The 20,957-nt window shown below is 71.3% G+C and carries 23 protein-coding genes and 1 pseudogene; 11 read left to right on the plus strand and 13 right to left on the minus strand.

The window, feature by feature from the left end; all coding sequences use genetic code 11:
* Positions 1-6 precede the first annotated feature (6 nt).
* A complete protein-coding gene (locus ACWGH4_RS01290) occupies positions 7-453 on the minus strand; it encodes a hypothetical protein (protein WP_453454289.1) in 447 nt (148 codons plus the stop codon).
* Positions 454-791: 338 nt separating this feature from the next.
* Here ACWGH4_RS01290 and ACWGH4_RS01295 point away from each other — a divergent pair, with 338 nt between their 5' ends.
* The 6 genes from ACWGH4_RS01295 to ACWGH4_RS01320 all read left to right on the plus strand — a co-directional run bounded on the left by ACWGH4_RS01295 (position 792) and on the right by ACWGH4_RS01320 (position 8,990).
* Positions 792-2,051, plus strand: coding sequence for an MFS transporter (locus tag ACWGH4_RS01295; protein ID WP_453454291.1), 1,260 nt, complete (start codon positions 792-794; stop codon positions 2,049-2,051).
* A 682-nt stretch (positions 2,052-2,733) separates the two neighbouring features.
* Positions 2,734-3,963 (plus strand): acyl-CoA dehydrogenase family protein, encoded by a 1,230-nt coding sequence (locus ACWGH4_RS01300; protein ID WP_453454293.1) that lies wholly within the window; start codon positions 2,734-2,736, stop codon positions 3,961-3,963.
* 582 nt (positions 3,964-4,545) lie between these two features.
* Positions 4,546-5,445 carry a TauD/TfdA family dioxygenase gene (locus ACWGH4_RS01305; RefSeq protein ID WP_441264948.1) on the plus strand — a complete coding sequence of 300 codons (900 nt, stop codon included), beginning with the start codon at positions 4,546-4,548 and terminating at the stop codon, positions 5,443-5,445.
* An 81-nt stretch (positions 5,446-5,526) separates the two neighbouring features.
* The gene (locus ACWGH4_RS01310; RefSeq protein ID WP_453454295.1) at positions 5,527-5,985 is read left to right on the plus strand and encodes an RrF2 family transcriptional regulator; all 459 of its coding nucleotides are present in this window, start codon (positions 5,527-5,529) and stop codon (positions 5,983-5,985) included.
* Positions 5,986-6,105: 120 nt separating this feature from the next.
* Entirely contained in the window at positions 6,106-7,167 is a 1,062-nt protein-coding gene (locus ACWGH4_RS01315; protein ID WP_441261302.1) for an AAA family ATPase, read from the plus strand.
* Positions 7,164-8,990, plus strand: a complete 1,827-nt coding sequence (locus ACWGH4_RS01320; protein WP_453454298.1) for a vWA domain-containing protein — start codon at positions 7,164-7,166, stop codon at positions 8,988-8,990. Before ACWGH4_RS01315 ends, ACWGH4_RS01320 begins: the two co-directional genes overlap by 4 nt.
* 144 nt (positions 8,991-9,134) lie before the next feature.
* Here ACWGH4_RS01320 and ACWGH4_RS01325 read toward each other — a convergent pair whose 3' ends face one another.
* The 3 genes from ACWGH4_RS01325 to ACWGH4_RS01335 all read right to left on the minus strand — a co-directional run bounded on the left by ACWGH4_RS01325 (position 9,135) and on the right by ACWGH4_RS01335 (position 11,559).
* Positions 9,135-10,379: an SUKH-4 family immunity protein gene (locus ACWGH4_RS01325; RefSeq protein WP_453454300.1), complete on the minus strand. Its 1,245-nt coding sequence runs from the start codon at positions 10,377-10,379 to the stop codon at positions 9,135-9,137.
* An 83-nt stretch (positions 10,380-10,462) separates the two neighbouring features.
* The gene (locus ACWGH4_RS01330) at positions 10,463-10,708 is read right to left on the minus strand and encodes a DUF397 domain-containing protein (RefSeq protein ID WP_453454302.1); all 246 of its coding nucleotides are present in this window, start codon (positions 10,706-10,708) and stop codon (positions 10,463-10,465) included.
* The gene (locus ACWGH4_RS01335; RefSeq protein ID WP_453454303.1) at positions 10,705-11,559 is read right to left on the minus strand and encodes a helix-turn-helix domain-containing protein; all 855 of its coding nucleotides are present in this window, start codon (positions 11,557-11,559) and stop codon (positions 10,705-10,707) included. The genes ACWGH4_RS01330 and ACWGH4_RS01335 overlap by 4 nt, the downstream gene beginning before the upstream one ends.
* A gap of 162 nt (positions 11,560-11,721) precedes the next feature.
* On the opposite strand from ACWGH4_RS01335, the gene ACWGH4_RS01340 reads away from it, so the two are divergent.
* A complete protein-coding gene (locus tag ACWGH4_RS01340) occupies positions 11,722-12,177 on the plus strand; it encodes an ATP-binding protein (protein WP_453454305.1) in 456 nt (151 codons plus the stop codon).
* A gap of 20 nt (positions 12,178-12,197) precedes the next feature.
* Here the strand turns inward: ACWGH4_RS01340 and ACWGH4_RS01345 are convergent, their stop codons facing one another.
* From ACWGH4_RS01345 to ACWGH4_RS01380, 8 genes and pseudogenes are all read right to left on the minus strand, one after another.
* Positions 12,198-12,728: a gas vesicle protein K gene (locus tag ACWGH4_RS01345; protein ID WP_453454307.1), complete on the minus strand. Its 531-nt coding sequence runs from the start codon at positions 12,726-12,728 to the stop codon at positions 12,198-12,200.
* Entirely contained in the window at positions 12,718-12,960 is a 243-nt protein-coding gene (locus tag ACWGH4_RS01350) for a gas vesicle protein GvpJ (protein ID WP_441261308.1), read from the minus strand. The genes ACWGH4_RS01345 and ACWGH4_RS01350 overlap by 11 nt, the downstream gene beginning before the upstream one ends.
* Positions 12,957-13,949 carry a GvpL/GvpF family gas vesicle protein gene (locus ACWGH4_RS01355; protein WP_453454309.1) on the minus strand — a complete coding sequence of 331 codons (993 nt, stop codon included), beginning with the start codon at positions 13,947-13,949 and terminating at the stop codon, positions 12,957-12,959. The genes ACWGH4_RS01350 and ACWGH4_RS01355 overlap by 4 nt, the downstream gene beginning before the upstream one ends.
* Before the next feature lie 235 nt (positions 13,950-14,184).
* Positions 14,185-14,631 (minus strand): annotated as a pseudogene (locus tag ACWGH4_RS01360) (gas vesicle protein); the annotation flags it as partial.
* 105 nt (positions 14,632-14,736) lie between these two features.
* Positions 14,737-14,988 (minus strand): gas vesicle protein GvpG, encoded by a 252-nt coding sequence (locus ACWGH4_RS01365; protein ID WP_159685338.1) that lies wholly within the window; start codon positions 14,986-14,988, stop codon positions 14,737-14,739.
* Between the two features lie 14 nt (positions 14,989-15,002).
* The gene (locus ACWGH4_RS01370; protein ID WP_453454312.1) at positions 15,003-15,716 is read right to left on the minus strand and encodes a GvpL/GvpF family gas vesicle protein; all 714 of its coding nucleotides are present in this window, start codon (positions 15,714-15,716) and stop codon (positions 15,003-15,005) included.
* 35 nt (positions 15,717-15,751) lie between these two features.
* Positions 15,752-16,231, minus strand: coding sequence for a gas vesicle protein GvpJ (gene gvpJ / locus ACWGH4_RS01375; protein WP_453454314.1), 480 nt, complete (start codon positions 16,229-16,231; stop codon positions 15,752-15,754).
* Between the two features lie 76 nt (positions 16,232-16,307).
* Positions 16,308-16,601: a gas vesicle protein GvpO gene (locus ACWGH4_RS01380; protein WP_159685333.1), complete on the minus strand. Its 294-nt coding sequence runs from the start codon at positions 16,599-16,601 to the stop codon at positions 16,308-16,310.
* 197 nt (positions 16,602-16,798) lie between these two features.
* On the opposite strand from ACWGH4_RS01380, the gene ACWGH4_RS01385 reads away from it, so the two are divergent.
* From ACWGH4_RS01385 to ACWGH4_RS01395, 3 genes are read left to right on the plus strand one after another with little or no spacing between them, the layout of a single operon-like run.
* Complete coding sequence (locus ACWGH4_RS01385; protein WP_453454315.1) at positions 16,799-17,410, plus strand: histone protein; 612 nt, start codon at positions 16,799-16,801, stop codon at positions 17,408-17,410.
* 4 nt (positions 17,411-17,414) lie between these two features.
* Entirely contained in the window at positions 17,415-18,527 is a 1,113-nt protein-coding gene (locus ACWGH4_RS01390) for an SRPBCC family protein (protein WP_453454317.1), read from the plus strand.
* A 28-nt stretch (positions 18,528-18,555) separates the two neighbouring features.
* Positions 18,556-19,779 (plus strand): lactonase family protein, encoded by a 1,224-nt coding sequence (locus ACWGH4_RS01395; RefSeq protein ID WP_453454318.1) that lies wholly within the window; start codon positions 18,556-18,558, stop codon positions 19,777-19,779.
* 78 nt (positions 19,780-19,857) lie between these two features.
* Here the strand turns inward: ACWGH4_RS01395 and ACWGH4_RS01400 are convergent, their stop codons facing one another.
* Positions 19,858-20,247 carry a VOC family protein gene (locus ACWGH4_RS01400; RefSeq protein WP_453454319.1) on the minus strand — a complete coding sequence of 130 codons (390 nt, stop codon included), beginning with the start codon at positions 20,245-20,247 and terminating at the stop codon, positions 19,858-19,860.
* 30 nt (positions 20,248-20,277) lie between these two features.
* On the opposite strand from ACWGH4_RS01400, the gene ACWGH4_RS01405 reads away from it, so the two are divergent.
* Positions 20,278-20,910: a nucleoside/nucleotide kinase family protein gene (locus ACWGH4_RS01405; RefSeq protein WP_453454321.1), complete on the plus strand. Its 633-nt coding sequence runs from the start codon at positions 20,278-20,280 to the stop codon at positions 20,908-20,910.
* Positions 20,911-20,957: the final 47 nt, after the last annotated feature.

Here is a 20,957-nt window from a genome sequence, read left to right on the forward strand (position 1 = left end):
TGCGGTCTACTTGAACTGGTCGTAGATACGCGACACGGTCATCGTCCTGCCGCCGGCGTCCTGCATCCCCAGCACGATCTTCTTCTCCTCGGCCCCGTGCGTGGAGCGCGAGTGGTCGAGGTGGTTGGAGATGTGGCCGCAGGCTTCCCTGAGGGTGCGGAGCTTGGTGTTCCAGGCATCGTGCACCTCGAGCAGACCGGCACCCATGTCCAGACCGCTGTTGAAGAGGTCGTTGGACGCCTCGAACGTCGCCACGCGGGCGTGGTCGCCGTCGGTCGCCAGCTGCCCGTGCAGCGAGCGAGCCATGTCGCCCAGTTTGCCGAGCACATCGTCGTAAACGGTCAGGTCGGCACCCGAACCGGAGCCGGACGCGGCCAGCTGATTGAGCCGTGTGTGCGTCGAACCTGACGCAGGGGAAGCGGCTTTGGCCTGCTCCCACTCGTCCCATGCCATGGTTGGGCCCCCGCCGTGTCGCTCGATGATCTGTTGTGTCCTTGCATGACCGTACTTGGCCCACCGTAGTCAATTGCCGACTGCAAAGGGCCGGTGGGCGGTACCGCCGGAGAGACATTCACGAAGATCCCACAATCGGACCGGCGCGCCGTCCAGCCGGCGGCCCGACGGCCGGCGTGATGTCCGATGCACCGGGCCGAGGCGGAGTACCTTGCGGCCGGGGGCCGGGGAAAGGGCTCGTTCGTGTCCGGCCGCACGATGCCGACCTGCGGGCAGGGATGCGTGGGCACCGACGGGCAGGGACCTGGCCGAAGCGACGGAGAGCGGGGGAGCGGGGCATGGGCGCCGGGCGGCGGTCGCTGGGGAGGCGGTTCGGGTGGCTGTGGGCGGCGTACGGGGTCAGCACGTTCGGCACGTGGCTGGCGTTCGACGCGTTCGCCCTGATCGCGATCCTGGCCCTGGACGCCGGGCCCACCCAGGTGTCACTGCTGGCGGCCGCAGGCCTGGCGGTGGGCGTGGTCGTCGCGGTGCCGCTCGGGCCGTGGGTGGAGTTCCGCCGCAAGCGGCCGGTGATGATCACCATGGACCTGCTCCGGTTCACGGCGCTGATGAGCATCCCCGTGGCGTACGTGCTCGGTGTGCTCAGCCTCGTCCAGCTCCTCGTCGTGTCCGTCGTCGCCGCCGCGGCGGACATCACCTTCAACGCGGCCGCCGGCGCGTGTCTGAAGGCGCTGGTACCGCAGCGGGACCTGCTCGTCGCGAACGGGCGGCTGGAAGCGACGACATGGACCGCCACCATCGTCGGACCTCCGCTCGGCGGGGCCGTGATGGGCCTGTTCGGCCCGGTGACGTCCCTGGCGGCCAACGCGGTCAGCTACCTGCTCTCGGCCGTGGGCGTCCGTGCGATCGGCGGTGGCGAGCCCCGGCCCGCGCGCACCGACGCATCGCCACGGCTGCGTGGAGCCGACCTGTTCGCCGGATGGCGTCACATCCTGTCCGACCCGGTACTGCGCCCGCTGTTCTTCAACACCACCCTCGTCAACGGCCTGGTCATGGCGACCTCGCCGCTGCTCGCCGTCCTCATGGTCGGCCGTCTCGGGTTCACGCCGTGGCAGTACGGCCTGGCCTTCGCGGTGCCCTGCGTCGGCGGCCTGATCGGCTCCCGGCTGGCCCCTGGTCTGGTCGCGCGGTTCGGGCAGCGCAGGGTCCTGCTCACCGCCGGGACGCTACGGGCGTGCTGGTCGGTCGGGCCGGCCTTCGTCGGCCCCGGCGTCGCCGGGCTCGTGCTCGTGATGACCGTCGAGTTCGGTCTGATCGCCTGCATGGGCGTCTTCAACCCGGTCTTCGCCACCTGCCGGCTCGAACGGACCCCGTCGGACCGGGTCGCGCGCACTCTGTCCGCGTGGTCGGTCACCAGCAAGGCCACCATCGCGGCCCTGACCGGACTGTGGGGCCTGCTGGCCGCCGTCACGAGCCCTCGTACCGCGATCGCCGTCGCCGGTCTTCTCATCCTGGCCACGCCGTTCCTGCTCCCACGGCGCGTCCCGGGGGCGGATCCGGTGCAGCCGGCCTCCGCGGTCGGGGAACGCCAGGCATGAACCGCCCCTGGGTGGCGGCCCGGTGACGTCCGGTCAGCGGGATGCCGGGCCGGGGTGCCCCGGAGGGCGGACGGGCGGGCCCAGTTGGGAGGGCGACCGCGCGCCCGAGGCCCGCACGCCGGTCGGCGGTGATCGGTGAGCCACGCGCCGGGCTGAATTCCCTACATTTCCCATCGATTTACTAGGGAAGCATTGACGGCCCGCCCGGCGGGTGCGCAGGATGATGCACATGTCCCCCACGCAGCAGCGACTCGTTCGTCGTCGGCATGTCGACTTTGGTCACGTCGCAAGCGCCGCCTGCTGTCGCCGGTAAGGCCGCGGCTCACACGTCGCGCGTGCCCTCCGCTCCTTCTCTTCCGCCCAGGTGATCAGGCGCCCACCCACCGCGCCAGGCGGCCTGACGCACCCCAGAAGGACGACCGCCATGACCGCGGCACCTCCGGACCAGGCCACTCCATCGGATTCCCCCTCCCCGGCATCCGCATGGCCGGCATCCGGGCCTACGGCCACGTCGGCGACCGCCGCACGGTGGACCTTCGCATCGCGCGCCTGCGCCGCAGGCTCCGCACGGCTCACCGACACCGGCTCGTCACCGGCCGGCGTGTGGGCCCCACGTACGTGCCCGACCACTTGGAACACCCCGGCACCGCACCCTGCCGACGACCTCGAGGAGACCACGACCATGGGCGTTGCCACTGCGCCGTCCGGCGCCGCCACGGAATCCGGCCGGACCGGGCACGACCGTGCGCACTGGCTGCGCGTGGCCCGCGAGACGGCGGACGACCTGGCCACGGACGCGGTGGCCAGGGAGCAGGCAGGCAAGGTTCCGTTCGACGAGGTGTCCCGGTTGCGCGAGTCGGGACTGCTGACACTCCTCGTACCGGCAGAACTGGGGGGAGGGGGCGCGGACTGGCCCACCGCATACGCCGTCGTCCGGGACATCGCCGCGGCCGACGGCGCGATCGGCCAACTGCTCGGCTGTCACTACTTCCTGTCGTGGAGCGCCTGTCTTCTCGCCGAGCCCTCTCCCGCCGCTCGGCTCCAGCAGAAGTCAGCGATGGAGCAGTGGTGCTGGGGCGGTGGTTTCGCCCGTCAGGAACTGCCTCTGACGCTGAACGAGACGGCCACCGGTTTCGTGCTCGACGGACGGCAGAGTTACGCCACTGGGGTCCTGGTCGCCGATCGTCTCGCCGTGCGGGCCGTACGGGCCGACACCGGCGAGCCACTCGCCGTCGTCGTCGATCCCGCCCGCCGCGGCGTGGGGATCGACAGTGACGCCCACACGTTCGGCCAGCGCCTCGCTGCCGGGGGCAGCGTGGAGTTCGACCGTGCACCGGTCGCCGCCGACGACATACTCGGCTCCCTGGCCGTGGATGAGGAGGTCCTGTCGCCCCTGGCCGCGCTGGCATCGCCGATCGGGCGTCTCCTCTCCGTGCAGCTCCGTCTCGGCATGGCCGAGGGAGTGCTCGCCGAGGCCCGTGAGTACAGCAGGGCAGGCCACTCACGCCGGCACCCCGCCTGGCCGGTCGGCTCCCCCCAGGACCCGCAGGTGCTGACCCTCTACGGCGAACTCACTGTCCTGACCCGCTCGGCGTCCGCGCTCGCCGATGAAGCACGGGAAGCCGTGCACGGCGGACTGGCACGAGGAGAAGACCTGACCTACGACGAGTACGTGGAGATCTCGGTCCTCGTGGCCATGGCCGAAGCCGCATCGTCCAGGGCTGTGGAGGAGTCGACCGCCCGCGCTCTCGACATCATCGGACCCCGCTCCGCGTCCTCGCGGCTGGGCTTCGACCGCTTCTGGCGCAATGCCCGGACCCACACCTTGCACGAGCCCGTCGCCCATCGGCTTCGCGATGTCGGGGACTACTTCCTCAACGGCGCGCACCCTCCGTTCGTCCCGCCCGTCTGACCGTGCGATGCTGCTCGAATTCTCTGGCCGGCCAGGGACGAGCGGCATTCACCACCATCCGGCATCCAGGCGATTGTGAACGCCACACTTCACCCACATGTCGAGTGGTTCAGAATATGAGATGTCCGCGCAGGGCGCATTGACTCGGCCGAATTTCGCTGTGATTCTCATAAACGTGAGCAAGTCCGAGAACCTCGCCGCGCGCCTGCACGTCGATCTGCGACGCCAGGCCAGCGCCATCTGTTCCGTCCACCGCTGAAAGCGCTGACGGGCGCCGGTCTCGCGCTCTGTTTCCCCAGTCGGCCACCACGGCCGTTCCCGTATTGCCGACGGATTCCTGGCAGGCATTCCCGGTGGGTGCATTTCTCCTTTCGGGGCCGCCTTGCCTGCGCCCGATTTCCGAGCGTCCCGGTCGGTCACTGGGGCTCCTGCCGTCAATTGCGCCTGGTCCTGTCAGTGCGAAAAAAACCTTTTCCAGCCGCACCCGCGGCGGTCCGAGGACGCCCCGTACCCGTCACCTCCTGACGGCCTCGGTCACCTCCCCGCTCCCCGCTGATCACCTCGTGAAGGGAACACCCGCCCATGACCACCAGCACCGGCTTCGACATCCGCAGGATCGGCGGCCGTATCGGCGCCGAGATCCTCGGCGTCGACCTCTCCGCCGACCTCGACCCCGCCGTCGTCACCGAGATCACTTCCGCGCTCCTGGAACACAAGGCGCTGGTCTTCCGCGACCAGAACCTGGATGACGCGGGCCAGCTCCGCTTCGCCTCCCTGTTCGGCGAGCTGACCACCGCCCATCCCACCGTGCCTTCCGTCGACGGCCAGCCCCGCATCCTGCCCGTCGACGGCGACGAGGGCATCCGCGCCAACCACTGGCACACCGACGTCACCTTCGTCCGTACGCCCCCGAAGGCGTCCACGCTGCGCAGCATCGTGGTCCCGCCGTACGGCGGCAATACGCTCATCGCCAACGCGGCCGCCGCCTACCGGGACCTCCCCGAGCCGCTGCGTGAGCTGGCCGACAAGCTGTGGGCCGTACACACCAACGACTACGACTACGCCGCCCCGAAGAGCGAGGAGGCGGCCGAGCACCGCAGGCGGTTCGTCTCCCGGAAGTACCGCACCGCCCACCCTGTCGTCCGCGTCCACCCCGAGACCGGGGAGCGCGGGCTGTTCATCGGTGGCTTCGCCCAGAGCATCGTCGGTCTCGGGCCTTCCGAATCGCGGGATCTGCTGCGCATCTTCCAGTCGTACGTCACCCGCCCCGAGAACATCGTGCGCGTGGCGTGGACGCCGGGCGACCTCGTCCTCTTCGACAACCGCATCACCCAGCACTACGCCCCCGACGACTACGGCACCCTGCCGCGCCTGCTCCACCGGGTGACCGTCGCGGGCGACGTCCCCGCTGCTGTCGACGGCACCCTCAGCCACGTCGTCGAGGGCGACGACGCCGCCCACTACACCCCCGCCGCGGCCTGAGCACGGGGCCGCCGGGCAGGAGCACGTGCCCGGTGGCCCCCGCGAGGGACACCGGCCGAGGCCGTACGGGACAATGTGCGCATGCGGATCTCAGCCAGGGCGGACTACGCGGTACGCGCCGCACTGCAGCTCGCCGCGTCAGGGGACGACGAGCCACTGAAAGCAGAGGCCATCGCCGACGCCCAGGACATTCCGCACAAATTCCTCGAAGGCATCCTGAACGACATGCGCCGGGGCGGCCTCGTCCTCAGCCGGCGCGGCGGCAACGGCGGCTACCGACTGGCCAAGCCCGCCGAGTCCATCAGCATCGCCGACGTCATCCGCGTGGTCGACGGACCGCTGGTGTCGGTGCGCGGCGTCCGCCCCCCGGAGCTGTCCTACACCGGCCCCGCCGAGTCGCTGCTCCCCCTGTGGATCGCGCTGCGATCCAACGTGCGCGAGATCCTCGAGGGCGTGTCGCTCGCCGATGTCGCAACGGCCCGACTCCCCGCCGACGTATCGGACTTGACCAAGCCCCCCAGCGCCTGGATGAACCCCTGACACACTGGGCCGATCACCATGTTCCCGAGGTGAGGCAGCGGAAATTGGGCTGCGGCGAGGCGTCCGGCCGCTCACACTGGGCGGGCCCCGATCTTCCGAGTTCCGAAGGAACACCTCCGCGTGCAGGCAGCCGTCACCGTCACCCCCGCCCAGATACCCGAACTGCTGCTCGGGCTCGCCACCGTGCGGCCCGTGTTCCTCTGGGGAGCGCCCGGGATCGGCAAGTCGTCGCTGGTGCGGCGGTTCGCCGACTCGCTGGGGCTGGAGTGCGTGAGCCTGCTCGGGACGCAGCTCGCCCCGGAGGACCTGATCGGGGTGCCGCAGATCCGCGACGGGCGGTCCGTGTTCTGCCCGCCGGAGGCCATCGCACGGGACGAGCCCTACTGCCTGTTCCTCGACGAGCTCAACGCCGCGAGCCCCGACGTGCAGAAGGCCTTCTACTCGCTGATCCTGGACCGCCGGATCGGGTCGTACGAGCTGCCCGCCGGGTCCATCGTCATCGGGGCCGGCAACCGGGCCACGGACAACGCGCTGGCGAGGCCGATCGCGTCCGCGCTGGTGAACCGGCTCACGCACGTCCATCTCCAGGCGTCGGCGGCGGACTGGCTGGTGTGGGCCGGCGAGCACGGCATCCACCCGTGGGTCACCGACTATCTCACCGACCGGCCGGACCACCTCTGGTCGGCACCGCCGAAGACGGAGGAGCCGTTCTCCACGCCCCGCTCCTGGCACATGCTGTCCGACGCGCTGCACTCCTTCGGACCGGGCATCGACGAGAACACCCTCAAGGTCGTCGTCCACGGCACCCTCACGCCCGCGCACGCCGTCTCCTTCTGCGGCTACGCGAAGATCGTGCGCCACACCTTCGGCATCGAGGCGATCCTCAAGGGCGACGCCTCATGGCCCGCGCGGCTCGAGGACAGGGACCTGCTCTACTACCTGGCCGAGGCGTTCCGGGGGCGGCTGGTGAAGGAACTTCCCCGGCAGAAGGAGCATGTGTCGCCCTCACTGCGGCAGACCGCCTACCGCGCCAAGTCGCTGCTGGTGCAGCTCGCGGAGATCTCCGTCGAGGTCGCCCAGACCGTCATCGCCGACGACGCCGACGGACAGCCGGTACTGCCCGCATGGTTCCTCGTCGAGGCCGCACGCGACATGCCGCGGCTGGTCGAGGCCCGGCGATGAAGGCCGCCGCCGGGCAGAAGGGCGCCGCGAAGAAGGGCGACAAGCCCGACCCCGCCACCGAGGCGTTCGCGGCGGGGCTCGCCATGGTCAAGCGCAACCCGGCGTTCGCCGCCGTCGAGGCCGACTTCTGCCGGCAGGGCAAGTGCGCCGCCACCCCGGCCGGCGGACTGGCGGCCGTCGACTCGAACGGCGTCGTGCACGTCCACCCCACCAAGCGGGCGCGCCCCGAGGACTGGGCCTGGACGCTCGCGCACTGCCTGCTGCACCTGGGCTTCGGCCATGTGCCGGCGGCCAAGGACAGGATGCGCGAGCAGCCCGACAAATACGATCTGGCGGCCCGCTGCACGGTCGTCAACCGCTTCCTGCTCACCTTCCCGGTGGGCAGCCCTCCCGGCGACGCCCCCGAGACGTACCCGGGCGGTGACGAGGAACTGCTCGCGGCACGCTGGCGCCGCGACGGCATCCCCGCCGCCTACCGGCACTGCGGCACCGCGGGCGAGCACCCCGACCAGGTCCTCACCACCTGGCGGGCATGGGACAACACCGCCGTGCCCGACTGGGAGACCGCCTTCGCACACGCGCTCACCCGCAGCGTCTCCGCCGCCATGGACGTGGCGGGCGGCCGGCGCGACCGGGTCACCGGCGAGCGCCTGCCGCAGCGGCCCTGGGACCGGGCGCTGAACTGGTTCGTCTCCTCCTATCCGCTGCTCGGCGGGACCGCGGCCGGCCTCACCGTCGTCGCGGACGCCGAACTCGCCCGTGCCCAGGACATCTCCATCGCGGCCGTGAGCTCCGCCGCGGGCGAGATCTACATCAATCCGCTGCGGACCTTCACCGACGAGCAGTGGCGGTTCATCCTCGCCCACGAGATGCTGCACGCCGCCCTGCGGCACGGTGAACGCCGGGGCATGCGCGACCCGTTGCTCTTCAACGTCGCCGCCGACTTCGTCGTCAACGGCTGGCTGGTGGAGATGCGCGTCGGCGAGATGCCCGAGGGGCTGCTGTACGACCCGGAGCTGAAGGACCTGTCGGTGGAGGAGGTCTACGACCGCATCGCCACCGACCTGCGCCGCCGCCGCAGGCTCGCGACCCTGCGGGGCAAGGGCGTGGGCGACATCCTCGGCGACCCGTTGCCGCACGCGGCCTCCCGCCCCTACGCCGACCTGGACGACTTCTACCGGCGCGGTCTCGTCCAGGGCTTCGACCTGCACCAGTACGGGGGGCGCGGTCTGCTGCCCGCCGGGCTGGTCCAGGAGATCCGCGCGCTGGCCCATCCGCCCGTGCCCTGGGACGCGCGGCTCGCCCGCTGGTTCGACGAGTACGTGCCCCGGCCCGAGCCGGTGCGCTCCTACGCCCGCCCGGCACGACGGCAGGCCTCCACCCCCGACATCCCGCGCGCCGGGCGGTACTTCCCGCAGGAAGAGGTCCCCCGCTGCACCTTCGGCGTCGTCCTCGACACCTCCGGCTCCATGAACAGCGCGCTGCTCGGCAAGGCGCTCGGCGCCATCGCCTCGTACGCGGAGGCCCGCGACGTGCCGGCCGCCCGCGTCGTCTTCTGCGACGCGGCGGCGTACGACGCCGGATACGTGCCGCCGGTGGAGATCGCCGGACGGGTACGGGTCCGCGGACGCGGCGGGACGGTGCTCCAGCCGGGCATCGACCTGCTCCACCGGGCCGGCGACTTCCCGGCGAACGCGCCGGTGCTGGTCATCACCGACGGTTGGTGCGACACACTGCGTATCCGCCGCGAGCACGCGTTCCTGATCCCGCAGGGGGCCTCGTTGCCGTTCACGCCCAGGGGGCCGGTCTTCCGCCTGACGTGAGGAGTCCCGGTGGCGGGAAGGCCGTTCGCCGGGGCGACGGAGATCCGGGTGGGGCCGGCGCGGATGCGTGGGTGCGGGGGCGCGTGGGCGGGAGCAGGCGCGGGCGGCCGGTGCGCACTCATCACCTCCCGGCCGCAGGCGATGTCAGAGGACGCCGCCCGCCTCGTCGTGGAACACCTCCGGCCAGTAGCGGTAGTCGTCGGCGTCCTTCGCCGGCAGGCAGGCCACCGGGTCGACCGATGCGAGGACCTCGGCCATGGTGTCGGCGAGCTGGTGGTAGAAGTCCTGGGTGAAGTCGTGCTCCTGGTCCAGCCGTTGCTCCCGGTTGTACATCCACATCGTGAACGCCAGCGTCGATATGTCGGCGTTCACCGGAGTCGTCGTGTCGTCGCCGTACTCGCGGTACGAGAGCAGGCCGGTGCGGCCGTCGATCAGGACCTCGAAGTCGTGGACGAGACTGCCCAGGGTGATCAGTCTGTCCGCGTCGGCCGGCAGGCGGGAGCGTGCGTCGTCTGCGGGCGACGTGTGTTCCGTACCGGTCCGGGCTTCTGCCCCGGTCTCCGCCTCCCTCTCGGCCAGTATGCGCAGCAGGTCGTCTTCGCCCCACAGGCCGAACATGAGCTCCACCTTGGGGAGCCCCACCTCGGTGAGGAACCGGCGCGTCGGCTCGTGGGTCAGGGCATCGGGCAGGTCGGCGGCGTCGACGCGCACCATCTCCTCCGCCCCGAACTCCTCGTCCAGCAGTCCGTCCGGCAGGTCCAGCAGCAGGCCCTGTCCCGGCCCGGCGGCCAGAGCCAACGGCCGTATCGTCGAGGCGATGCGCCACACCGCCGGGATCTCGTGGTCCCAGCCCGATCGCGGTCCCGCGCTGCCCCAGTCGCCGTCGTCCCAGTCCTCCTCGGCGAAAACGGCCGTCAGCAACCGCTCGGCCTCCGGCACCACTTCGGGCCCGGTCCGGCCGGCGAGAACGGCGAACCGGCCCCGCATCGCCCGGAAGTCGTCCACGTGCGCGAGGAACCGCACCAGGGCGTCGACGGACGGCGCGAGCGGGATCACGTCGATCAGACGGGGGGAGTCCTCGAAGAGATACATGGTGAAGACGCGGCCCGTGGCGCCGTCGAGGACGATCTCCTGGGCGTCGTAGTCCTCGCACCGGAGGTGACCGATCAGCACAAGGCCCGCGATGTAGGGGTCGAGCTCCGCCCGGTCCGCCCCCTCGGCCAGCAGATCCGGCACGGGCACCGCGCCCGCCCCGGCCGGCGGGGTGAAGCGCATCAGCCCGTGGTCCGCGGGCAGACCGGGGCCGGTCAGCCGGAGCCGGGTCGCCTCGTGCGTGACGGACGGATGGAGCGCATGCGCGGGCACGCTGACGCTGGTGGTCGCGGACATGGTTCCCCCGTGGTGCTGTGCCGTGATCTCCCTACGACCACCACGATAGGAGGCACCACTGACAGCGGTATCCGGCAGCGGGGTCAGCCCTGGGCGGCGAACGCGACGAAGCCCGTCCAGGAGCCGGGGGAGAGAGCGAGCCGGGGGCCGTCGATGACCTTGGAGTCCCGGACGTGGACGGTGGTGGGGCAGGCCGCGACCTCGACGCAGGAGTCGCCCTGCGTGCCGCTGTAGCTGGACTTGCGCCAGGACAGGGCGACTTCGACGCAGGAGTCGCCGTCGCCGCCGCTGTAGCTGCTCTTGAACCAGGCCAGTTCGGGGGTGCTCATACCGCTCCTCGCATTCGCTCCAGCAGGCCTACGGAATGTGCGGGGGTGAGAGCCTGCGAGCGCAGTTTTGCATACCGCTGAAGCAGGATGCTGACCTGTTTCGGGTCTGCGATGAGCTGGCCCGACTGTTGCCCCTCCGAGTAGGCGAGCCACTTGTGGTCCGGAGTCTCGAGGAGTTGCATCGGACCGTCGAGCCCTGCGTGTTGGGACTGCTGGGCAGGCATTACTTGGATCTCGACATTACGCAGACGGGCGTGATCCAGCATGTGCTCGAGCAGACTGCGGGTCACTTCGTTCCCGCCCAAACCACGGGTGATCACCGCTTCCTCGATGATGAAACTGAACGGCACGTTGGGCTTCTCGCGGAACAGATGCTGTCGGCTCGTGCGGGCGCAGACCTGTGCCTCCAACTGTTCGTCGGTCAGAGGCGGCACACTTTGCGCGAACACCGTCCGGGCGTACAGCTCGGACTGGAGCAGGCCTGGTACGAGACGGCATTCGTAGGTATCGAGACTCACCGCCTCCGCCTCCAGCCCCGCCCACTGCCGGAACCAGCTCGCCAGTCCCGGCCGGCGCGACAGGTGCCGTGCCGCGCCCCTCAGGGTCCCGAAGGCGTCGAGCACCTCCTCCGCGCGGTCCACGAAGTCCGCCGGCGGGAAGCGCCTGCCCTGTTCGATGGAGGCCACCGTGGGGAGCGAGTACCGCACCCGTGGCGCGAACTCCTCCTGCGTCAGGCGCGCCCGCTTCCGGAACGCCTTGACCACCTCGCCGAACGCCTTCAGGCTGTCGGACACCTCCGGTTCCGCCGCGGACCCGTTCGATCCGCCCGCCCCGCCCGCCGTCTCCGTCATGTGCGGCCACCTCCCGCGTACGTGTGCCGTGCGTTCAACTCCGCAACGAGGCCATCGTCACGGTCCGTTACCCGTACTGTCCACCCTCCGTACCCGTACGGCGACTCAGCGTACGGGCGTCTGATCTGGGGAAACGGCGGCCGTGGACGTGAAGTTGGCCGTATGCAGCCACCCATCACGCCTCAACAGGTGGGCACCGTACGTGTGTTCACCCAGCGCTTCAGTTCCACGCCGCTCGGCGCGCGGCTCGCCCGACGCCTCGCCCTGCACCAGCTCCAGGCCTGGGACGTCCCGCACGGCTCGGAGGCGTCCGACGCGGCCGCGCTCGTGGTCGCGGAACTGGCGGCGAACGCCGTGACGCACGGCCGCGTGCCGGGCCGGGACTTCGAGTTGAGGCTCACTCGCACCCCCGGCGCTCTGCGGATCGAGGTGTCCGACACGCGCGGCGAACGCCGGCCGCCGCGTCACGTCACCGCGCCGCCGGACCTGGCGGACTCCGGGCGCGGACTGGTGCTCGTCGCGGCGCTCGCGGACCGGTGGCAGGTGCTGGACCGCGTACCGGTGGGGAAGACCGTGCGGGTGGAGCTCGACCTGCCAGGGGCGGCGACGACCCCGTGACCCGCGCCGGTGCCGGCCGGTCAGTCGGAGGGCCGTGCGGAGTCGCCGGGCGGCAGCAGCGTTCCGAGGGGGCCGAGATCGAGGTTGAGGTCGTCCATGGTCAGCCCGTACTGGGCGCACAGACCGGTCATGCGGTCGTGCAGCAGGAGCAGCGTCGACCCCAGCCGCTCTTCCTCCTCCTCCGTGAGATCGCCCTGGTCGACCCGGTGCAGTGCCTGCCGCTCCATGAGCTGACGCAGCAGCTCGACGAGGGTGAGGACGAGCTTCATCAGGTCGCGTTCGACGGTGTCCGGGTCGGTACGGATCCGCCGGGCCGGCGCGGACGGCCGGTTCGCGGTCGCCGGCACGTCCTGTGGGGCCGCCGGAAGCAGCCGGAAGGCGCGGGAAGCCGCGTCCGCGACCTCGTCGAGCCGCTGCCGAGCGGGCGGGGGAGCGCCGCCCCGGCGCTCGGCCCGCTCGGCCCGCTCGGTCCCGTCGGGGAGGTCGGCCCGGTCGGGGCGCTCGGTCCCGTCGGGGAGGTCGGCCCGGTCGGGGCGGGCGTCATCGGACATCCGGAAGGCCGCCCTCCGGTGCAGGTCCCACCCACAGGGGCCGGGTCTCCGCGTCGACGGACACGATCAGCGCTCGCAGCGAGACGCGCACGAGGTCGATGTCGGCGACGGAGAGAAGCACGTCACCGGTGATCACCACCCCGCCGCTGAGCAGACGGTCCAGCAGATCGATGAGGGCGACCTGCCGCTGCGGGAGCGGGTCGTCGTAACGGGGGGTCACGGGCCCGGTCACGGCGGTCGGCCCCCGGCGCTCGACGGGCCGGACGTGCCCGAGGCGTCGGACGCATCGGGCGCCTCGGACGTGCCCGATGCGCCGGACATGCCGTCGGGCGGCGTGGTGAAGGAGTAGGGCACCCATGGGCCGGTGATCTCGACCCGTACGCCCGGCAGGTCCTCCGCCGCCCGCGCCACCTCCGTGCGGAACGCGTGCGAACGGTCCTCCCGCAGCAGATAGGCGTCGTTCACGACGTTCTCGCCGCCTGAGCCGGCCAGTTCACCCTGCTGGACCCGGTGGCGTGCCCGGTCGGTGGCGTACGCGTGGCCCGCGGCCTCGATCCGTTCCGCCGCCGTCCGTGCCGCCTCGTGTGCCCGTTCGCGGCTGCTCCGTTGCGCCCTGCGGGTGCGGAGGTACGAGCGCCCCGGGCCGAGACCGGCGTCGGCGGTCCCCGGGGCCGGGGCGGCGGCAGCGGCGTCCGGGCCGGGGGACTCCGAGGGGGCGTCCACGTAGATCTTGACGCCCCATTCGACATGTCCTTCGAGCCGCGACAGCAGCTCTACGAATTCGACGCGGCCGGCGTCCAGCGCTTCCCGGGCGCGGTCGTCGTCGAGGTAGACCGTCGCGAGCCGCAGCGGCAGCACCGTCGTCGCCCCGGCGAGCGTCTCGATCACCGCGTGATGGGCGCGCGCGACCGCCTCCAGCCACTCGAGGTCCTCCAGGTGACGCCGCAGGGCGTCCTCGTCGAAGTCCCACGCGCTCACCGAACTCGCGACGAACGCCACCTCCCCGTGCCCGGCGGTTCCGGAGCCGGGTGCGGAGCGGTCGCCGTCCGTTCCCGCGACGACACGCACCGCGGCGCCTCCCACGCCCACCAGCTCCGCCGCGGACTCCCGCAGAGCGTCCGAGTCACGGGCGACGGCGTAGACGTAGGTGACGGCATCGCCGCCGTCCGCGAGGCCCTCGGCGGCGGTCGTCCCCTCAGGAGTCGTTTCCTCAGCGGTCATCGGCGCGGGTTCCTCGGCGTTCGGGGCGTTCGGGGCGCTCTGGACGTTCGCGGTCCTCGCGGCGTGTGCGGGTGGCAGGGCGGTCTTCGCGTTCGGAGCGCTCCGAACGCTCCGAACGTGCCGCGCGGTCCGGCCGTTGTCGGCGTTCCCTGCGCTCCTGCCCCTCGCCGCGGTCCCTGACTTGGTTGTCTTCCTCGCTGTCCCTGTCCTCCAGGCGGCTGTCCCTGTCCTCCAGGCGCTCCTCGGACTCCCGGCCGGCCCGGCCTTCCGCGAGCACCCGGCCCTCCACGACGGGGCGTGGCGCCTCCAGGGGTTCCTCGGCCCTGCCGGGCAGCGAGCTTTCGCGCCGCAGCGCCTCGATCTCCTCGCGCAGGCGCCGGTTCTCCGCCGCGAGGGAGCGTTCCGAGCCGTCCTGCGAGGCGCGGGACGACAGGGAGGGGTCGTGCTCCCACCAGTCGATCCCCATCTCCTTCGCCTTGTCCACGGACGCGACCAGCAGGCGCAGTTTGACGGTCAGCAACTCGATGTCGAGAAGGTTGATCCGGATGTCGCCGGCGATCACGATGCCCTTGTCGAGGACCCGTTCCAGGATGTCGGCGAGATTCGTCGAGGACGAGCCCTGGGCGTACGCCGGCGCCGCCCGGGAGGGGTAGGAGCCGGTGTTGGCGAGTGGTTCGGTCACGATCGGAACCTCACGTTTCGCGGTGCGTGCGGTGCACGGCGTGGTCCCGGCCAGGAGCCCGGCCGGGACCGGGGCCAGAAGCCCGACCGAGGGCACGGCCGGCCGTCACCGCCCGATGTCGGCCCGGTACGCCATGATCTCTTCGAGGCGGTCCAGCAGCTCGTCCTCCCTCCGGTCGAACGTCTCCTCGTCGATCTCCCCCGAGGTGAGTTGGGCCTCGAGCTCGGCCAGCGCGCGATGCACGGGCGCCGGGTCGTAGTACTCCTCCTCCGCCGCCTCCCGCACCCGGTCGACGACCCACACGACCCCCCGCACCGGCGCCAGCGGCAGAGTGACGATCTGGGTGAACAGACCCATGGCGCATCAACCCTTCAGACGAAGCTGTACGGAGGGAGCGGTCCGTTGAGCCGGAACGTGTAACCCTCGCCCAACTGGTTGGTGACACTGAGCTGGGTGGTGAGGAACAACTCCTCCTGGTCCTCGGCCACCAAGAACGACACGTTGAGGAAGTCCTCACCCGTCGGCTGCGCGGTGCTCACCTCGCGGCTGTGCGGACGCAGTGCCTCGATGACTCCGGAGGCCAGTGCCTCCTGCCGCGCCTGGATCTCCCCGGCCACCAACTCGCCCAGCCGTACCGGCAGATCGGGCGTCGCGTCGCCACCGCGGATCCGTTCGTTGAGCTCCCGGGCCGTCTCCGACTCGAGCAGGATCTCGCGGAGGATCGTCTCCTCGTCCTGCGACGCCTTCAGGTTGTACTCGGCGCAGCCCCGGACCGCCTCGATGCGCTGTGTGTACTTCGCCGATTCCTGCTCCAGCGCGTCCCGCACCGCGTCGTCGTCGGGTGCCGTCAGCCCGAAGCGGAGGGGCAGCACCGTGCCGTCGGCCATGAGTCGTTCCTGGACGGCCTGGTGCGCCAAGACATCGCGGCGCTTGGGACGCAGACCGTCCGGCGCGTCGCTGACGACGGCGCACAGCGACCCGGCGACCACCTTTCGCAGGTCGGCCGGCGGCTCTCCGACTCCCTCGACGCCGTCGAGACGGACCGGATGATCCTCGGCGGTGATCGAGTAGACGTACACGGCCATGGTCGCTCCTCACTGCGGGATCACTCCCGCCCGCCTTACCTTTCCCGTTCCCGCCGGGAGGCCCGCCGGGAGGGCCTGCGCTCTTCCACGGGTTCCCGTTCCTCGACGTCCGTCCCCTCCTCGAGCTCGGCGCGGTCGTCGGCCTGCCGCTTCTTGCCGCCGCCCGTCAGGGAATCGGCCACGGCCTCCATCGCGCCACCGAGCGCCCCCTTCGACTTCCCCTTCGCTCCGCTCTCGAGTGTGTCGCCCACGACGTCGGTCAGCTGGGCGGGCGCCTTTCTTCCGGACTCGAGATCGAGCCGGTTGCAGGCCTCGGCGAAGCGCAGGTACGTGTCGACGCTGGCCACGACGACACGGGCGTCGATCTTCAGGATCTCGATGCCGACCAGGGACACGCGCACGAAGACGTCGATGACCAGTCCGCGGTCGAGAATGAGGTCGAGGACGTCGTACAGGGTTCCGGAGCCACCGCCGCCTCCCCGGGAAACGTCTCCGCCCTGCGGTACCACCGTCATGGTGTCTCCCTTCGTCGCAAGGCCCGCGGCGGGCCTTCGAAGGTCGTTCAGTTCGATCGGTCGGTTGGTCGGTCGTTCAGTTCGGTCGGTCGATCTGACCGCGGGTGTAGCGCCGGGTGCGCCGGTACTCCACCAGGTCGCCCTCCTCGTCGAGCGTCACTCGGTAGCTGGCCAGCACGCTCGTGGTGTCGGGGATCCGTTCCACCTCCAGCACCTCCACGTCGGCCTCCCAGCCGTCCTCGGTGTGTCTGAGCGCCGATACCGATTCGGGCGGGCGGCCGAGCAGCTCCGCGAGCTGGTCCGCCGCGGAGCGCATCACGCTCGCCGCCTTGATCTTGGGACGCCGTCCGGCGGGATCTGAGGAAGTCATCGCCCCTTCCCATCACGGCAGGACCGTTCGTCATACAGAAACGTACAATTTCAGCATATAGGCATACTCGGGGTTCGCTGTGGAACTCGTGGACCTACCGGCTCTCCCGGCCCCAACAGGCCCGTACCGGCATGGACGTTGAGAGGCACGAGCAGGGGGGAGAGCAGCCGGGCACGGACTGTCACAGGGAGCAGCTCATGAAGGACATCAACCGCATGACCCTCGCGGCCGCCGTGGCAGGTGGCTACGTGCTGGGCCGTACGAAGAAGGGCCGCATGGCCTTCGCGGTGGGCACGTACCTCGCCGGGCGGCGCGCCGGCCTCGACCCGCAGAAAATGCTGACCCAGGGCGTGAAGACGCTCAAGGACGCCCCGCAGCTCGCGGGACTGGGCGACCAGCTGCGGGGAGAGCTCATGGAAGCCGGCCGCCAGGCGCTGGCGGCGACCGCCGACCGCAAGATGGCCGGGCTGGCCGACGCGCTGCACGAGCGCACGCTGCGTCTCGAGGACCGGGACGAGGGGGACGGCAAGGAGCAGCGCGAGACGGAGGCGGACCGGGCGGACGAGCCCGAGGAGGAGCAGGAGGAGCAGAAGCCCGAGAAGCAGCAAAAGGGGGCGCGGGGCGAGCTCCGGTCCCGCGGTTCCGCTGCCGGAAAGACGGCGAAGAAGGCCTCCGCCGGGACCTCCACCGAGAAGAAGGCCACCGCCAGGGCCGCCGCCAAGAAGGCCGCCACGACCGGCAAGGCGTCCGCGAAGCGAGTTCCCCCAGGCACGGACGCGACGTCCGGGTCCGGCACACGGCGGAGGTAGGGCCATGACCAGTACGGATCAGCGATCCACGCCTGAGGCCGGTAGCGGCCTGGACCAGCTGCGCGAGGAGCTCACCGGCTACGTCGGCGCCCGCGCGGGACGGCTCGCCGACACAGCAGGCGACAAGGTGTCAGGCCTCTCGGGCAAGCTTCTCGACGTCGCCGAGAACGGAGGAAAGTTGCCCGTCGGCGGAGTGATGAAGTCCCTGATCGGCGCCAAGCTCAAGAGCACCAAGGACAACATCGTGGGCAAAGTGAAGGAAAAGCTCGGAGGCGGCAAGGGCGGGCGCAAGTCCGGCGACACCAAGGTCATGAACATCGTCGAGACCCTCGACGTGGGCGTGCCCATACGCACGGCGTACGACCACTGGACCAAGTACGAGGCGTTCAGTGGCTTCACCAAGGGCGTGCGCAGCGTCTCCCAGAAGGACGAGGTCAGCTCCGACTGGAAGGTCAAGGTGGGGCCGTCCACCCGCGGCTGGTCGGCGACGGTCCAGGAGCAGATACCGGACGACCGGATCGTGTGGACGTCCGAGGGCGCCAAGGGGAGCACCCGCGGATGCGTGAGCTTCCACGAGCTGGCCCCTTCCCTGACCCGCATCGTGCTCGTCGTGGAGTACTACCCCTCGGGGTTCTTCGAGAAGACGGGCAACCTGTGGCGGGCCCAAGGACGCCGCCTGCGGCTCGACTTCAAGCACTTCCAGCGCCATGTGACCCTCACGGACGAAGAAGCGGAGGGCTGGCGCGGCGAGGTGCGTGACGGTGAGGTCGTCGTCAGCCACGAAGACGCACTCGAGCGCGAAGAGGCGGAGCGCGAGGAGCACGAGGGCGACGAGGGCGACGAGGGCGACGACGAGCGCGGCGACCGCGACTACGACTACGAGGACGAGGCCGAGGACCGCGGCGAAGCCGAGGAGGGGGAGGAAGAGGACGACGAGGAAGAGGCCGAGGAAGGCGGCCCCCGGCAGGACGAGGACGAGGACGAGTACGAGGACGAGGACGACGCCGAGGACGAGGACGAGGCGTACGAGGACCGCGAGGACGACGACGAGGACGACGAGGACTACGAGGAGAAGGAGCGGGCAAAGGCAGGATCAAGGGCCGGACAGCGCCGCTGAACCGGCCGCAGGCCCTACCCTGCCTGGCATGGGCATCAGCACCGGCACGGGCAGGGAGCACCGGACCGACGGCGCCGCGCACGCAGGGCGGCGCCGTTTCCTCGGACTGGGCGCGCTGGCCGCCGGCGGCGCGCTCGCGGCGTGCTCGCAGGCGGAGGAGTCGGCACCGCGGGCCAGATCGCGGGTGGCCACCACCGCCTCGGACCGGCCCCGCAAGGCCCGCCCCTTGTTCATCGGCACGTACACGTCCGCGGAAGGGGGCGGCTCAGGGATCGCGACGGCCACGTACGACGAGACGAGCGGCAAGATCAGCGGGACCGGAGTCGTCGAAGGCGTCGGCGACCCCTCATACCTCGCCGTCCACCCCTCCGGCCGCACCCTGTACGCGGTGAACGAACGCGATCCCGGTGCCGTGACCGCCGTGCGGCTCGACGAGGGCGGCGCCCACCAGGTGATCGGCAGCCGCTCCACCGGCGGGCCCGGACCCTGCCAGCTGTCCGTGCACCCGTCCGGACGGTGGCTGCTCAGCGCCGACTACGGCTCCGGCAGCGTCGCCGTCCATCCGCTCGCCGCCTCCGGCGCGCCGGGTGAGCGTACGGACCTGGTCACCCACGCCGATCCGCCGCCCGGCCCCGGTCAACAAGGGCCGCACGCACACCAGATCGTCACCAGCCCCGACGGCGGGCACGTCCTCGCCGTCGACCTGGGGACCGACACCGTCTACACCTACCGCCTCGACACCCGGGCGGGCACGCTCACCGAGGTGTCGCGGACGACGCTGCGGCCCGGCGCGGGTCCACGGCACCTCACCTTCCACCCCTCGGGCCGGTACGCGTACGTGGCGAACGAGCTCGACAACACCGTCGTGGTCTGCGCCTACGACCCGCGGACCGGCAGGCTCCGGCCGGGTGCGCCGCAGCCCACCGGCACCGGCTCCGGCACCAACTACCCCGCCCAGTTCGCGGTGACCGGCGACGGCGGGTACGCGTACCTCGCCAACAGGGGGCACAACAGCCTGACCCGGTACGCCGTCGAGGCCGGCGGGTCGCGCCTGCGTCTGCTCGACACCGTGCCCGTCGGAGGCGACTTCCCCCGGCACATCGCCCTCTCGCCGTCCGGCGGGCTGCTGTTCGCGGCGAACCAGCGCTCGAGCACGGTGACGGTCTTTCATGTCGACCGGCGCACGGGCGGACTCCGCCCGGCCGGACCGGCGTTCAGGTCGCCGGTAGCGGTGTACGCGCTGCCGCTCTAGCGGCGTTCGGGCGGGGCGGGGCGGCCGAGGGGCCGACCCCGCCGCGGTCCGCGGCGGGCGCTGCCGCCCGGCTCCAGGTCACCGGGGCTGGAGGAGGTCCCACTTGTTGCCGTAGAGGTCCTCGAAGACGGCCACCGAGCCGTACGCCTCGTGCCGCGGTTCCTCGAGGAAGCGCACACCCGCCGCCGTCATCCGGGCGTGGTCACGGGCGAAGTCGTCCGTGTGCAGGAAGAAACCCACCCGGCCGCCGGTCTGCGCCCCGACGCTCGCGCGCTGCTCGTCGTCGCCGGCGCGGGCCAGCAGGAGGCCCGTGCCGGTTCCGGAACCCGCCGGGCGGACCACCACCCAGCGGCTGCCGTCCCCCCGGTCGGTGTCCTCGACCAGGTGGAATCCCAGTGCGTCGGTGTAGAAGGCGATGGCCTCGTCGTAGTCGCGGACGACGAGCGTGATCAGGGCGATGTTCGGCATGCATCAAGGTTATACGTATGACCCGCGACAATGGGCGGCATGCCCGCCCTGCCGCACCACCTCGTCGAGCGCGCCCGCTCCCTCGCCGTACCGGGGCGCCGGCGCCTCCTCGGGATCGCAGGGGCGCCCGGCGCCGGGAAATCCACCCTCGCCGGCCGGATCGTCGAAGCGCTCGACGGCCTCGCCGTCCTCGTCCCTATGGACGGCTTCCACCTCGCCCAGCAAGAACTGCGGCGCCTCGGCCGCGAACACCGCAAAGGCGCCCCCGACACCTTCGACGCCGCCGGGTACGCCGCACTGCTCGGCAGGCTGCGCGCCCCCGACCCGGACGCCGTCGTCTACGCGCCCGCCTTCGACCGGACACTGGAGGAACCGGTGGCCGGGAGCATCCCCGTGGCCCCTGGCGTCCCGCTCGTCGTCACCGAAGGCAACTACCTGCTGCACGACGAAGGACCCTGGGCACGGGTCCGGCTCCTCCTCGACGAGGTGTGGTTCCTCGAGCTGGACCAGGAGGAGCGGCTGCGCCGGCTGGTCGACCGGCATGTCCGCTTCGGGAAGGAACGCCCGTTCGCCGAGCGCTGGGTCCACGACTCCGACGAACCCAACGCACGACTGATCGGCCACGGCCGTGACCGGGCCGATCTCGTCGTGCCGATGAAGTGATCGAAAGGGGGAGCCCCGCAGTTCACCCGGGGTCGGTACGCTCGAAT

The sequence above is a fragment of the Streptomyces sp. NPDC054847 genome (assembly GCF_053610925.1).